Below are 13,829 nucleotides of genomic sequence, written 5' to 3'. Positions count from 1 at the left end.
AGCGCTGCTGCCGTCACCGCGCGCCGAAGCCATAGCGGCGGAAGATCGCCTTGCCGCGCGCGGAAAGAAGGAAGCGATGAAATCCTGCCGCTTCCCTGTGGGTCGATCGGCTGAGCAACGCTAAGGGATAGGTGATCGGCGGGTGACTGGCCGCAGAAAAAACGCCGACGATCCTCACCGCCTTGCTGGCGCGCGCATCGGTTGCGTAGACGATGCCCAAGGGCACCTGCCGCCGCTCCACCATTGCGAGCGCCGCCCGCACATTTTCCGCCGCAGCGATCTTCGCGGCTACCGCAGGCCAGAGGCCGAGTGCGGTGAGCGATGCCTTGCCATATTTGCCAGCGGGAACGCTGCCGGGGTCGGCCATTGCCAAACGGCCATTGCCGAGCGCGCGGGCGAGCGGGAAGCCGCGCCGGATCGGCATCGCTTTCATGGTCTCCGCGGGTGCGATCAGGACGAGCTTGTTGGTGAGAAGAGTGGCACGTGTCCCTCGGCGTAGTAGCCCCTTTTTGGCGACTGCATCCATCCAGGGTTCGTCGGCTGACAGAAACAGGTCGGCGGGCGCTCCTGCTTCGATTTGCCGGGCCAAGGCCGAAGACGCGGCGAAGGACAGAATTGGCCTCTCATGCCCCTGTGCGGTCCATGCGTCGGCCGCAGCGGTCAAGGAATCCTGAAGGCTGGCCGCAGCCAGAACAAGAGGGCCGCGCTCACGGGCTTCAGCGGATCGGCCTGCAAAAACCGACAGAATGAGAAGGAAAAAGAGGAGGCGACGCATATGCTGTCCAAAGCCGGAGATATATATGCCGCTATACAGCGCTTCCCAGCCATGGCGATGGGGAAATTGGAGTTGTACGTGCCTGGAGTCGGATCAGCGGGGCAGGGGAAGCCGGTTGCGCTGCGCTTCGAGTGCGTCGCCCGTCAGCGGCCGCCGTTCGCTGGCGACCTTGCCCTTGCGCAAGCGCTTGCGATCTTTCTCGCTCGGATCGACCAGGCGCACGCGCACGGCGCTTTGGCCCGCAGCGCGTATCCCCAGTGCTTGGGCCGCCCCGCGAGACAGGTCGATGATCCGCCCCCGTGAGAAAGGCCCGCGATCATTGACGCGGACCAGCAGGGTGCGTCCACTGCCAAGCTCCGTCACTTCGACATAGGAGGGCAGCGGCAATGTGGCGTGAGCAGCGCTGATCCCCTTGGCCCGGAATTTCTCTCCCCGCGCGGTCCGGTTGCCGGATTCATTGCCATACCAGCTGGCATAGCCGACCTCGTCATAGCCTGGCTGCGGAGCCGGGACGTAGGTGACGCCGCGCACCGTGTAGGGTGGTCCGATGCGGACCGGGGTGTCGGATACGGGTTGGTAGGATGCGCAACCGGTCAGGAGCAGAGGCAGCACTGCTATGGCACGATGAAGAGATAACATTTTATCGTCATAATGCCACTGCGGAGGCGATCTCAAGCGCGGCGGCTATCCGGATAGCTAGTCACGATTCCATGGGGATAGCGCGGCTCCTGTTCAATTCTCCTAAAGGAGACGCGGCTTCGTCCCTAATCGTCGGCCGGGCAGCATTAAGCGTCAGTGCCTGCGGGTCTTCTCAACGGTACAATGCCCTCAGTCGCTGGTGCTCGGGGAGCCTGCGGCGTCCGCAAGATACCCCCAAGCTTGCGGAACCGGGCCCGGCTGCCCCGACCATGATGAAGGTCGACGATTTACAGCCGGGCCCAATTCGGCCGCGATGTGATCATGAGATGCTGGTGACCGATCAGGGTTTTGAACGCTGCTCCCGCTCGCGATCCGCTTCGTCGATCGCCTTGATCAAATCCTCGAACGCGCCATCGCGCGGTAGCGGAAAGAGGCGGGAAAAACTGTCACCGAGCCGCTGAATATCATTCTGCGTCAAAAGGCCTATTGCGACAATGTCGTCACGGGTGTCCATTCAAGACCCCTCCTGACTGTCGATAACGATGCAAAGCGGATCTGGTGCCAAGCTATTGTGCCGGAATGGCAAAAATCCGTCACATCCCACTGAAAGATGACTGGTCATGAGGCGCGCCAGCGTTCGAGGGCTGCATCATATTTGCGGCGTTCGGCGGCGGCGCGGCGTTCGAGCTGGTCATTCGCTTTCTGCTGCCTTTTACGCAGGCTTTCGATCTGCGCGCGCAGGCGGGCCTGTTCCTCCTCGAGCGGTTTCAGTTCGGCCTTGGCCTCGGCCGCCTGCCGGGCGAGCGCCTCTTCTGCTGCGTTCAGGGCGTCGCGACTGGGCCGAGGGCGAGGGGGAGGGGTGCGCTTCTGCGCTTGCTGCCTGGTTTGGGCGGGCGTCTTGCTGCGGGGCGCCTTGCGTCCTTGCGCCTGCTGAGATTTGGAAAGGGAGGCGAGATGTTCCGCTTCGCTACCCCGTGGCCGTTTGATGACGGTGCCGGGGTGCGCCATCGGCTCCCGGATCAGGTCCGGCTGGGTGACCTGTTCTGCTGACCCTCGAGCGAAAAGATTGGCGTCGGTGCCCCAGGCTTCGAGCGCGGCCTTTTGGCTGGGGGCCGCGACATAGGCGTCATGGAACCCGATCGGAGTGCGATAAACCTTTAGCGCGCGTGCCATTGGAGCTGAACGCTCCTGATGGCCGGGGGTGCCATGTCGACGGGCTCATCCATGTTAGCGGTAGGCTCGACGCAGGGAAACCTGCGGCCACGGCAGCGTTGGACCAAGATAGCAACAGAGGAAATTTTCATGCAGCAGGACAGGCAACGCGGCCAATCGCCAGATGAACCGGCAGAGGGCAGCAACGACATCCCGCCGCCCGAACGGGGATCGCCCGAGGACGGCAGCGATCAGCAAAGCGGCGAGGCTGAGGAAAAGATCGAGAAAGGCGAGGTCGATGACGCCAATCCGCTCGCGCCACCGGTGAATACGCAAGCTGGAAGCTGAGGCAGGACTTCGCTCGAAACGGGCCAAGCTTAGCTGCTGAGCGTAGGATGCCTCATCCGCAGGTCGTCCATCAGACCTTCGATTACCGAGATTTCGTGACTGGTGCCGGTGGGAGTGATCGTCCAGTTGCAATGGGGGTGGGTGTGGCGGCTGTAAAGGCGGACCGCGCCCAGCACCTTGCGCCAGTGATGCTTGCTGCGGCCATGGTCGCGGACCAGTCGGGCGACCAGCAGGTCGATGATCTTGTCAGACGTCATCTTCGGCTTTTTCTCCGCCGATCCAGCGGCCTGGCAGTTCGATATAGGCTTCTAGCTCGCGCCAGTGGCGGTCCCAGCCTGGGCCGCGGCGATGCTCGGGCACATAGGCCTCGACCATGCGGCGGGCGCGGGCGACGGGGTTGTCAAGCGGCGTGCGCAGGCGATCGAGAATGTGGCGGATATCCTCGCTCATGGCGGACTGATAGCCTGTCACCGCGTAGCGCGCCAGTCGCCTCGCGAGCGGCGCAGACGGCGATCGCGGAGAATTATGTGGGACTGCCCTTGTGACGCGGGGTTGGCTTGGACAGAATATCCCCATCGAAAGATCAGCGGCTCTGCTGAGCGCTGACGTTGGACAAGGGGACAGGAATGAGCCAGAAATCGACCATTGCCGTCATCGGCGCGACCGGTAAGACGGGCCGCCGCGTGGCGGATCGGCTGACGGGGCTGGGTCATGAGGTCCGCATCGGATCGCGGCAGGCGGAGCCGCCTTTCGTCTGGGAGGAAGAGGCCAGCTGGCAACCCCTGCTGGACGGTGTGGATGGCGTCTATATCGCCCATCCCGACAACACGCATCCTGACGCGGGCGCGCAGATCGGCCGGTTGGCGAAGGTGGCGCGGGATGGCGGTGCGAAGCGGCAGGTGCTGCTGTCCGGGCGCGCCGATGTAGGCTTCATGGATACGGTCGAGGCTGGGTTCAGGGCCAGCGGGGCTGACTGGACCATCCTGCGCCCGGCCTGGTTCATGCAGAATTTTTCCGAGATGTTCTTTGTCGACGGCGTGTTGGCGGGCGAACTGGTTTTGCCCGTGGGGGACGCGACGGAGCCGTTCATCGATGTCGAAGATGTCGCCGCCGTGGCGGTGGCGGCTTTGTTGGACGGGCGGCATGCCGGGCAGATTTATGAGCTGACCGGCCCTGAGCTGCTGGGCTTTGAGGAGGCTGCGAGGGCGCTTTCAGAAGCAACGGGGCGGAAGATCAGCTTTGTCCCGATCAGCCTGGATGCCTATCGCGAGGGCATAGTGGCGAGCGGGTTGCCCGAGGAATATGCCTATACCTACTCCGGGATCGCGGATGGCAAGCTTGCCTATTTGACCGATGACGTCGAACGGGTGCTGGGACGAAAGCCGCGGCGGTTCGTTGATTATGCGCGGGATGCAGCGGCAAGTGGGGTTTGGGCGGTTTGATTAAGCTCGCCGCTCTGGTCCTTCAGACGAGTTACGTGCCTTGTTTGAACGTTTGCGAGGGAGATGAAGGCGGTCCCCTCTCCCGCCTTCGCTGCGCTCGGCACCTCGGCCAGAGTCACGCGCCTCTGGCCGACCCCTGAAGGGGAGAGGGAATGTAGTGCGAAATCGAGGCGCCTATCTTCATCGGTTTGGATCAATGCGTTGGCGTCGCGGAGGATTTCAGCCAGCCATGCATGCGCATCCAGTCGGCGAACTGGGGCAGCAGCCCGGTTGTGGTGGTGCCGGGGCGTCCCGCACCGAAGCCGTGCTCGCCGCGTTCATAAGCGTGCAGTTCGACAGGGCGGCGGGCGTTGCGCCATGCGTCGGCAATGGCGAAGCCCTGCTTCTTGAAAAGGCTGTCATCCATGGCGATGGCGGCGAACATCGGCGGGGCGTCGGCGGGAACGGTGACGGCGGTCATGGGGCCGTAGATATAGCCGATGAAGGCGGGACGCGCGTCCCCTTGGCCCTCCAGCGCGGCGCTGAGCGCCGTCATGGCTCCGGCGGAAAATCCGATCATGCCGAGGCGGGCGGGATCGACGCGAAATTCGTTGGCGCGGTTGCGGATCATTGCGAGCGCCGTCAATGCGTCCTGCGTCGCGCGGGGCTCCTTGATCTTGTCGACGGCGCCCGGCTGGGTCGCCTGTGCCATGCGCTGGCCCATGAATTTGCTGTACGCCTTCGCATCGCGCGGCGATTCATTCAGGCGATATTTGAGGACGAAGGCGGCGATGCCCTGGCTGGCGAGCCAGCGAGCGATCTCTTCGCCTTCGCTGACCATGGAAAGCTGAAGGAAGGCGCCGCCGGGCGCCACCACGACGCCCGCGCCTGTCGCCTTTGCCGGATCGGGGAGATAGGGCGTGATCGTCGGCCGCGTGACATTGCGGACAATGTCATTTTCCATGTTCAGCTGACCATAATGGATGCTGTAATGCTCCCATTGTTCGTTGTCCGCGTCCTTTGAGGCTGGATAGAGCGGGATTTCGGCGAGCTTCGGCTTGGCGATCGGCGTGATCTGCATCTGGGCAGCGGCGGGGGCGGCAATCGCCAGGGCCAGGGTGATCAGGGCAAGACGCTTCATCGAATGGGTCTCCTCTCCATCTATTTTGTATCAATCGCATGGACGCGTGCGATTGCACCTTAGACGCCCGTATTCAGTTCGGGAAGCGGCGTCCACTCCCTGTCCGCAGGCAGGGGCGCAAAGAGGCTGTCGAGGAGTGTATCCGTGACCTCTTCGGGCGTTGCTGGGTTCCATCGCGGGGCATTGTCCTTGTCGAATATGACGGCGCGGACACCTTCGATGAAATCGGGGCGGCGGACGACATGGCAGGCGATGCGATATTCATTGCGCATGTTCGCTGCAAAGTCCGTGAAGCCAGCGCCCTCGGCCATTTGCCGCAGGGCGACCTTGATCGTCTGCGGCGATTTGGTTGCGAGCACCGCCAGTTGCTCGGCCGCCCATTGCGATCCGTCCGCGCGCAAGGCGGCGAGGATGTCTTCATAGCGGCTGGCGGCAAAGAGCCGGTCTATGTCGGGGCGCTGTGCTTCCCAGGGGGAGGGGGGCGGCGGGTCGCTCATTTCATCCAAAATCTCGCCAATGCCATCAGGGTCGGCGATGATCCGCGCCTTGACGGCGTCGAGCTTTTCCGAGGCCATATAATGGGTGGCGATGCCGATCGCCACGCAATCGGCTCCATTGATGCGCGCTCCGGTGGTGGCGAGCCAGGTGCCGGTTCGGCCCGGCATGCGCGGCAGGAACCAGCCGCCGCCTACATCGGGGAAAAGGCCGATGCCCGTTTCGGGCATGGCATAGATGGTGCGTTCCGTGGCGACGCGGAAACGCGCGGGATCGGATATGCCGACGCCGCCGCCCATCACTATGCCGTCGATGAACGCTATGACGGGCTTTTCATATATGAAGAGCAGATGGTTCAGCCGATATTCGGTGTGGAAGAAGCGTTCGGCCTCCGAACAGTCGCCCTTCGCGCTATTGGCCATCATGGCGATGTCGCCGCCTGCGCAGAAGCCCCGCGATAATTTGGGATCGCCATCGGGGGAAACGGCATGGTCGAGCATGACAGCGAACACGTCGTCATCGTGACGCCAGGCGAGCAGCGCATCGATCATGGCAGCGCACATTTCGGTCGTCAGCGCATGGAGAGCCCTTGGCCGGTTAAGGCGGATGCGGCCGACGCCATTTTGCACGAAGATGATCAATTGATCAGTCATTTCTCATCCTGCCTGCCGTCCGAGCTTCTTATCTAGATTATCCGAACAGCTGTTATCGGTTCAGATCGTTCCGGGGAAGGGGCCCGGCAGGGAACGGCGGCGCCGCCCGTGTCGTTGAAAAAGCGAATGTCCATTAGAGGGAGGAAAGGATGAACGGCGATCCGAATGGCGGCGGGCCTGCTGAAACCCTGTCCCCTGCTCTGCCGAACGCGACGGAAGAGGCCGCCGAAGCCTTGCTGAAACTCTGTTGCGACGCCGACCTGAAAATCGCGACGGCGGAGAGTTGCACGGGCGGGCTGCTGGCGTCGCTGCTGACCGATGTGGAAGGCGCGAGCCATGCGTTCGAGCGCGGGTTCGTCGTGTATAGCGAGGATGCCAAGTGCGAACTGCTGGGCATAGCGCGGGAGAAGATCGATTCGTGCGGCGCGGTGAGCCGCGATGTCGCGATCGCGATGGCGGAAGGCGCGATAGCGAAGTCCAGTGCGGACATTGCCTTGGCGGTGACGGGCTATGCGGGCTCTGCGCCGCCGGGAGATGAGCCGGGCTTGGTGCACTTCGGGTGCGCCCGGCGCGGCGGCGAAACACGGCATCGGGAGGAGCATTTCGGTGACCTGGGACGCGGGCCGATCCGGTTGAAAACAATCGCGGTCGCCTTGGACATGATGAGGGAGGCGGTGCATGGGGGCTGAACGGTTCGAGGCGATTGAAACCCATGGGCTGGTGCGGCTGGCTGCCGCGACCCCCGAAGCGAGCGTTGCCGATGTGGGCGCCAATGCAGCGGCGATCTTGCGTTTGGCGCGTGAGGCGGCTGGCAACGGGGCGGACATCATCCTGTTTCCGGAACTGTCCCTGTCCTCCTACGCCATCGATGACCTGCATCTGCAGGACGCGCTGCTCGATCGGGTGGAGGCGGAGATCGGGCGGCTGGTCGAGGAGAGCGCTGATCTGCCGGTGCTGCTCGTGGGCGCGCCGGTTCGACGGGCGGGGCGGCTTTACAATGCCGCATTGGTGATTGCGGGGGGGAAACTGCTGGGCGTCGTTCCCAAAAGCTACCTGCCCAATTACCGGGAATATTATGAAAAACGCTGGTTCGCGCCGGGAGCTGGGTTGGCCGGGCTGGACATCGACCTCGCAGGGCATCGGGCGCCGTTCGGGCCGGACCTGATCTTTGAGGCAGAGGGACGCGGCGACTTCATATTCCATGTCGAGATCTGCGAGGATTATTGGGCGCCGCTGCCGCCGTCCACCTTTGGCGCGCTGGCGGGCGCGCTGATCCTGTGCAACCTGTCGGCGTCGAACATCATCGTGGGCAAGGCGCGGGACCGCGACCTTTTGTCGGCGGCGCAATCCATGCGGTGCATCGCTGCCTATGCCTATTCGGCGGCGGGCTATGGCGAGAGCACGACGGACATGGCCTGGGACGGGCAGGCGATGGTGCATGAGATGGGCGACCTGCTGGCGGAATCAGCACGCTTCGGCGATGCGCCGGAGATCATCTATGCCGATATCGATGCGCAAAGGCTGCGGCTGGAGCGGATGCGCAACGGCACGTTCAACGATACGGCCGAGGCGATGGGGCATCCCGAGCAGCGGTTCCGGAAAGTGGCGTTCGAGGCTGTGGCCGCTGGGAAGCGGGAAGGGCTCTACCGGCCCGTGCGCCGCTTCCCCTTCGTCCCGGCTGATCCGGCGCGGCTGGATGCGGACTGTTATGAGGCGTTCAACATTCAGGTGGAGGGGCTGGTCACCCGTTTCCGCGCGACGTCTGGCAAGCATCTGGTGATCGGCGTGTCGGGCGGTCTGGATTCTACCCATGCGCTGATCGTCGCGGCGAAGGCTTGCGACCGGCTGGGGCTGCCGCGATCGGCGATCCTTGGCTACACGATGCCCGGCTTTGCCACGGGTGAGACGACCAAGGCCAATGCCTGGGCGCTGATGAAGGCGCTGGGCGTGACCGGCGAAGCGATCGATATCCGTCCGGCGGCGCGGCAGATGCTGGCCGACATGAACCATCCCTTTGCGCGGGGTGAGGCGGTGTATGATGTAACGTTCGAGAATGTCCAGGCGGGGTTAAGGACCGATTATCTGTTCCGCCTAGCCAACCGGCATGGCGGTTTCGTCGTCGGGACGGGCGACCTTTCCGAACTGGCGCTCGGCTGGTGCACCTATGGCGTCGGCGACCAGATGAGCCATTATGCGGTCAACAGCGGCGTGCCCAAGACGCTGATCCAATATCTGATCCGCTGGTGCATCGCGACGAACCAGTTCGATGCGGAGACGGACGGGATATTGCAGGCGATCGTCGATCAGGAAATCTCGCCCGAACTGGTGCCCGCCGATGCGTCGGGTGCGATGCAGAGCACGGAGAGCAGGGTCGGGCCATATGCGCTCAACGACTTTTTCCTGCACCATATCGTGCGCTGGGGACAGCCGCCGTCCAAGGTGGCCTTCCTTGCCTGGCATGCGTGGCGCGACATGAAGGAGGGCAGCTGGCCGCCCGGTTATCCCGACAGTGCAAAGCAGGCCTATGACTTGCCCACGATCCGGCACTGGCTCGACAATTTTCTCTACCGCTTCTTCACGATCAGCCAGTTCAAGCGATCCGCGCTGCCGAACGGGCCAAAAGTTTCAGGAGGCGGCGCGCTGTCGCCGCGGGGGGATTGGCGAGCGCCTTCAGACGGTACGGCGACGCTATGGCTTGAGGAATTGGAGCGGCGCATCGGGCCTGCCGATGAGCGGTGAACAAATACAGGTGGATCGATGGCATAGTTTCCACGACGCATCTTTTTTCCGCCACAAATCATTGACCCGAGGGCATAATTGGGTTAAGCAATTGCTAAGGCAGAAAAGCGCGCGATAGCGAGTGATCTGACCGAAAAGGCAAACTGCCGGTGACGGCAAGACGCAAAGCTTCCGGTCTCATGATTGAGACAGCGGGGTTACCGAAGCAGGACATGACGCAATGCAGTCGCTTAGCCTCTTTTCTTCATTCATGATCTTCGGGCCGCCTGGGCGCGCAATATGGCGTCGGCCTTAAACTCGCTATTCGTTCTGGATGGCGCGGGCCTTGATCAGGCCAGCTCGCCACCAGCCAGATTGCAGCATTTCTTGGCCGGTTCTGCCGGGCACTATCTCCTTTAACTCCCTCGGGTCGCACTATGGGAGAGAAGCACAGCGTCCCAAAGACCCATCTCCCCACCCGGGACGCTGTGCTTCATTTTTTACCGGCGAAGGCGTAAGAACTTCGTCATGATCGCTGCAAATCCTGACGGATGAAGCAGACCGGCGGCTTGATCGCGCGGCCAAATTGAACCACTGCTGGTGCAGCCCCACATTCGAGATGAGGAACGCTGCATGAAGACCCGCGCCGCCGTCGCATTTGAAGCGAAGAAGCCCCTGGAGATCGTAGAGGTCGATCTGGAAGGCCCGAAGGCAGGCGAGGTCCTGGTCGAGATCATGGCGACCGGCATCTGCCATACCGATGCCTACACGCTCGACGGGTTCGACAGCGAGGGCATATTCCCGTCGATCCTTGGCCATGAGGGCGCAGGTGTCGTGCGTGAGGTTGGGCCGGGCGTGACTTCGGTCAAGGCGGGCGATCATGTGATCCCGCTCTACACGCCCGAATGCCGCCAGTGCAAAAGCTGCCTGTCGGGCAAGACCAACCTGTGCACGGCGATCCGCGCGACCCAGGGCCAGGGGCTGATGCCGGATGGGACGAGCCGGTTCAGCTACAAGGGGCAGACGATCTTCCATTATATGGGCTGCTCGACCTTTTCGAACTTCACGGTGCTGCCCGAGATCGCCGTGGCGAAGATCCGGGAAGACGCGCCTTTCGACAAGAGTTGCTATGTCGGCTGCGGCGTGACGACCGGCATCGGGGCGGTCATCAATACGGCGAAGGTGACGCCCGGCAGCAATGTCATCGTCTTCGGCCTGGGCGGTATCGGCCTCAATGTCCTGCAGGCGGCGCGCATGGTGGGGGCGGACCGAATCATCGGTGTCGATGTGAATGACGGCAAGGCCGAGTGGGGCAAGCGCTTCGGCATGACCCATTTCTACAACCCCAGGGGGAAGAGCACGGCGGAAGTGGTTGCTGATCTGGTCGCATTGACCGACGGCGGGGCGGATTACACGTTCGATTGCACCGGCAATACGGAAGTGATGCGGCAGGCGCTGGAAGCATGCCATCGGGGATGGGGCGTTTCGACCGTGATCGGCGTGGCGGAAGCGGGCAAGGAAATTTCTACCCGGCCTTTCCAGCTGGTTACTGGCCGAGTGTGGCAGGGAAGCGCTTTCGGCGGCGCAAAGGGCCGCACGGACGTTCCCAAGATCGTCGATTGGTACATGAACGGCAAGATCGAGATCGATCCGATGATCACCCACGTGCTGACGCTGGAGGAGATCAACAAGGGTTTCGACCTGATGCATGCGGGCGAGAGCATCCGCAGCGTTGTCGTGTTTTGAGCAGCGGCATGGAACAGGTCAGCGCCAACAAGGCCTTTGGCGGCGTGCAGGGCGTCTATCGCCATGCCTCCGCTGAAACCGCGACGGACATGAGCTTTTCGGTCTATGTGCCGCCGCATGAAGAGGGCGCGAAGCTGCCCGTGGTCTGGTATTTGTCGGGCCTGACCTGTACGCATGCGAATGTGACGGAAAAGGGCGAGTTCAGAAAAGCCTGTGCGGAATTGGGGCTGATCTTCGTCGCACCGGACACGTCGCCGCGCGGGGAGGGTGTGCCCGATGATCCTGCGGGCGCCTATGATTTCGGTCTTGGCGCCGGCTTTTACGTCGATGCCACTCAGGCGCCCTTCAATCGCAATTATCGGATGTGGTCTTATGTGACGGAGGAACTGCCCGCCCTGATCGCGGAGCATTTTCCGGCCGACATGAGCCGCCAGTCGATCATGGGACATTCGATGGGCGGCCATGGCGCGCTGACCATCGGCTTGCGTCATCCGGGCCGGTTCAAGGCGGTGTCTGCTTTCGCGCCGATCGTCGCGCCCAGTCAGGTGGCCTGGGGCGAGAAGGCGTTGGGCGGCTATTTGGGGGACGACCCGGCCGCGTGGCGCAAGCATGACGCCGTCGCCCTGATCGAGGATGGCGCGCGCGTGCCCGAATTATTGGTGGATCAGGGGACGGCCGACCAGTTTCTGGAGCAGCAGTTGCGCTCGGAATTGTTGCAGACGGCTTGCGATGCGGCGGGGATCGGGCTGACGCTCAACATGCGCGAGGGCTATGACCATAGCTATTATTTCATATCGAGCTTTATGACGGATCATCTGCGCTGGCATGCGGCGCGGCTTGGCGCGGAGTGATTTTAAGCGGCACCTTTGCGTGAACCGTTCGCCCTGAGGCTGTCGGGGCGAGCGGGCAGGCTTCGACAGGCTCAGCCCGAACGGATGGGGGGTGGGCACTGGATTCCGGATGGCGCACTACCGCCGCTCCTCTGAGAGCTGGAGGCGGCGGGGTTGCTTCAGTTTGACGAAGGTGCCGAGTTCCCGGCGGAGCATGGCCAGCATCCAGCTGCGGTGGTTCGCGATGAATTCGGGAAAGCCCCTGGCGCTGGATGGATCGAAGACCGGCACCTGCCAGTCCGATGGCTGTTCCTCGTAATTCGCTTCGATCCGGGCTGATCCGTCGTCCGGGGCATCGACATGGCTGCCGAAATAGCTGTTGCCTTTGAACCGGAAAGACTCCGCCGGGTCGAAGCCAGCCTTGATCAGATAGTCTGGGCCCTTCCGTCCAATCTCGCTGCCGTAACGGGCAGTGCCCGCGACCTTGAAGACATTGTCGCGAAATCGGATGTCGCGCGCCCATCCGTCCCACTGGGTCGCGACGACCATCTGAACGTCCATCGCCTTGCCGACATGGACGACATTCCTTTCGACCAAAGCTCCTGTCACATTGCCTGCGATCTGGAATATGCGCGTGCCGTCATTGCGGCTGACGTTGAAGCGGGCGACCGTTCCATGATTGCCGATATTGCCGCTGTCATCATGCCGGGGCGAGCAGATGAGCAGAAAGCCACCGGCATTGTCATGGCTGTAATTGTAGAGGAATGTCGTACGGCGGGAGTTGAAGTCTGAATCGAAGCCCTGGCCATCATAGCGGGTGCGGGTATAGGCAGCTTCGTTGAGCTGGATGAGGCTGTTGTCGGTGCTCCATTGCCAGATGCCCGCATTATAGCCGGGCGCGCGGCTGCCTGCATAGCGAACGATATTATGTTCGATGAGCGCTCCATCGGTTCCGCGCGGCACGATGCCGTCGCCGCCCACATCCTCCACATAATTGTCGCGGATGACGACCTTCTCGCTCGGGAACCAGTTGGCGGACGTTACCTGGTCGCTGATGCCTGCAATGCCCGAACGGTCCACGTTCCAGACGATGTTCCGTTCGATGATGAGGTCTTCAAACTTCGTCGGTGTCTTCTGCCCTGCTACGCGGAAGACTAGGCCGCCATTGTCCTTGCGATCGTTCGTCCCGCGCACATCATGGATATACATGTCGCGTATGCGGATGCCGCGCGTGATGCCCCGATCTTCGGCCGATACGAGGACGCCGGTGCGGGCGGCGGGCGTCATGCTGTCGTTCGTGACTTCCAGGCCGCTGACCGTCACATAATCGGCGTTCACGATCGCGACGCCGTAGGGAGAGATGCCGCCTGCGTCGATGCGCGGAAGGGATCCTATGCCTTCGGCCGTGACGAGGATCGGTGCATTTTCGCTGCCTGATCGGGTGAGAGTGAGCGGTTCGCGCCACAACGATCCGGCCATCAGCTTGACTTCATCACCGGGTTGCAAAGGGAAGGCGGCTACGCGGGAGAGCGACGCCCATGGCTGTGTGGGGGACGTACCTGTGGAACGGTCATCGCCAATTGTCGAGCTGACATAATAGGTTTCGGCATGGGCGACGGTAGCCGCCAATGACAGGGCAAGAAGCGAAGCAGCACCCAATGATTTCAGCAACTTTACCCTCTCACTTTGCTATTAACCTCAGGCAGTTTTTAGCGCCGCCGGGCTGAATGCGAAGTGAAATGGGCGGCCGGAGCAGCAAAAAAAGCCCCGCCTCCAAAAAGGAGACGGGGCATGGGGAGGGAGGCAAGAATGCCCCGAAAGCTTGTTAGAGCGCGCTGCGTTTAATCGGACGCAGGTCGCGCGCTCTAGTTGTTCGTCGTCGCGTCGTTACAAGCGCAAAACCGGTTCCCA

General features: G+C 62.5%; 15 protein-coding genes and 1 riboswitch. Of the genes, 6 read left to right on the top strand and 9 right to left on the bottom strand.

Annotation, left to right across the window (positions count from 1 at the left end):
- Nucleotides 1–13: 13 nt before the first annotated feature.
- The 4 genes from modA to NCHOL11_RS15965 all read right to left on the bottom strand — a co-directional run bounded on the left by modA (nt 14) and on the right by NCHOL11_RS15965 (nt 2,587).
- Complete coding sequence (gene modA, locus NCHOL11_RS15975; protein WP_097093564.1) at nt 14–775, bottom strand: molybdate ABC transporter substrate-binding protein; 762 nt, start codon at nt 773–775, stop codon at nt 14–16.
- Between the two features lie 93 nt (nt 776–868).
- Nucleotides 869–1,414: a septal ring lytic transglycosylase RlpA family protein gene (locus tag NCHOL11_RS15970; protein ID WP_097093563.1), complete on the bottom strand. Its 546-nt coding sequence runs from the start codon at nt 1,412–1,414 to the stop codon at nt 869–871.
- A gap of 340 nt (nt 1,415–1,754) precedes the next feature.
- The gene (locus tag NCHOL11_RS18260; RefSeq protein WP_176502327.1) at nt 1,755–1,928 is read right to left on the bottom strand and encodes a hypothetical protein; all 174 of its coding nucleotides are present in this window, start codon (nt 1,926–1,928) and stop codon (nt 1,755–1,757) included.
- Nucleotides 1,929–2,032: 104 nt separating this feature from the next.
- Nucleotides 2,033–2,587, bottom strand: a complete 555-nt coding sequence (locus NCHOL11_RS15965) for a hypothetical protein (RefSeq protein WP_097093562.1) — start codon at nt 2,585–2,587, stop codon at nt 2,033–2,035.
- Nucleotides 2,588–2,716: 129 nt separating this feature from the next.
- Here NCHOL11_RS15965 and NCHOL11_RS15960 point away from each other — a divergent pair, with 129 nt between their 5' ends.
- Nucleotides 2,717–2,914 carry a hypothetical protein gene (locus NCHOL11_RS15960; protein ID WP_097093669.1) on the top strand — a complete coding sequence of 66 codons (198 nt, stop codon included), beginning with the start codon at nt 2,717–2,719 and terminating at the stop codon, nt 2,912–2,914.
- A gap of 29 nt (nt 2,915–2,943) precedes the next feature.
- Here the strand turns inward: NCHOL11_RS15960 and NCHOL11_RS15955 are convergent, their stop codons facing one another.
- Nucleotides 2,944–3,171: a hypothetical protein gene (locus tag NCHOL11_RS15955; protein WP_097093561.1), complete on the bottom strand. Its 228-nt coding sequence runs from the start codon at nt 3,169–3,171 to the stop codon at nt 2,944–2,946.
- Nucleotides 3,161–3,364 carry a hypothetical protein gene (locus tag NCHOL11_RS15950; RefSeq protein ID WP_097093560.1) on the bottom strand — a complete coding sequence of 68 codons (204 nt, stop codon included), beginning with the start codon at nt 3,362–3,364 and terminating at the stop codon, nt 3,161–3,163. The genes NCHOL11_RS15955 and NCHOL11_RS15950 overlap by 11 nt, the downstream gene beginning before the upstream one ends.
- Nucleotides 3,365–3,540: 176 nt before the next feature.
- Between NCHOL11_RS15950 and NCHOL11_RS15945 the strand changes: the two genes are divergently transcribed.
- Entirely contained in the window at nt 3,541–4,356 is an 816-nt protein-coding gene (locus tag NCHOL11_RS15945; protein ID WP_097093559.1) for an NmrA family NAD(P)-binding protein, read from the top strand.
- A 193-nt stretch (nt 4,357–4,549) separates the two neighbouring features.
- Here NCHOL11_RS15945 and NCHOL11_RS15940 read toward each other — a convergent pair whose 3' ends face one another.
- Entirely contained in the window at nt 4,550–5,476 is a 927-nt protein-coding gene (locus NCHOL11_RS15940) for an alpha/beta hydrolase (RefSeq protein WP_097093558.1), read from the bottom strand.
- A gap of 59 nt (nt 5,477–5,535) precedes the next feature.
- On the bottom strand, nt 5,536–6,624 hold the full coding sequence (locus tag NCHOL11_RS15935; protein WP_097093557.1) for an enoyl-CoA hydratase/isomerase family protein: 1,089 nt from the start codon (nt 6,622–6,624) through the stop codon (nt 5,536–5,538).
- A 149-nt stretch (nt 6,625–6,773) separates the two neighbouring features.
- Between NCHOL11_RS15935 and NCHOL11_RS15930 the strand changes: the two genes are divergently transcribed.
- The 4 genes from NCHOL11_RS15930 to fghA all read left to right on the top strand — a co-directional run bounded on the left by NCHOL11_RS15930 (nt 6,774) and on the right by fghA (nt 11,939).
- Nucleotides 6,774–7,313: a CinA family protein gene (locus NCHOL11_RS15930; protein ID WP_097093556.1), complete on the top strand. Its 540-nt coding sequence runs from the start codon at nt 6,774–6,776 to the stop codon at nt 7,311–7,313.
- Nucleotides 7,303–9,363 (top strand): NAD(+) synthase, encoded by a 2,061-nt coding sequence (locus NCHOL11_RS15925; protein WP_097093555.1) that lies wholly within the window; start codon nt 7,303–7,305, stop codon nt 9,361–9,363. Before NCHOL11_RS15930 ends, NCHOL11_RS15925 begins: the two co-directional genes overlap by 11 nt.
- A 127-nt stretch (nt 9,364–9,490) precedes the next feature.
- Nucleotides 9,491–9,568, top strand: a riboswitch (cyclic di-GMP riboswitch).
- A 407-nt stretch (nt 9,569–9,975) separates the two neighbouring features.
- Nucleotides 9,976–11,088, top strand: a complete 1,113-nt coding sequence (locus NCHOL11_RS15920; RefSeq protein WP_097093554.1) for an S-(hydroxymethyl)glutathione dehydrogenase/class III alcohol dehydrogenase — start codon at nt 9,976–9,978, stop codon at nt 11,086–11,088.
- Between the two features lie 8 nt (nt 11,089–11,096).
- Entirely contained in the window at nt 11,097–11,939 is an 843-nt protein-coding gene (fghA, locus tag NCHOL11_RS15915) for an S-formylglutathione hydrolase (protein ID WP_097093553.1), read from the top strand.
- Nucleotides 11,940–12,056: 117 nt separating this feature from the next.
- Here the strand turns inward: fghA and NCHOL11_RS15910 are convergent, their stop codons facing one another.
- Nucleotides 12,057–13,589: a right-handed parallel beta-helix repeat-containing protein gene (locus tag NCHOL11_RS15910; RefSeq protein WP_097093552.1), complete on the bottom strand. Its 1,533-nt coding sequence runs from the start codon at nt 13,587–13,589 to the stop codon at nt 12,057–12,059.
- Nucleotides 13,590–13,829 lie beyond the last annotated feature (240 nt).

The organism is Novosphingobium sp. Chol11 (genome assembly GCF_900218065.1).
Lineage (GTDB): Bacteria > Pseudomonadota > Alphaproteobacteria > Sphingomonadales > Sphingomonadaceae > Sphingobium > Sphingobium agri.
The sequence above is the reverse complement of the archived record's forward strand: the minus strand, read 5'-3'. Positions and strand labels throughout refer to the sequence as shown.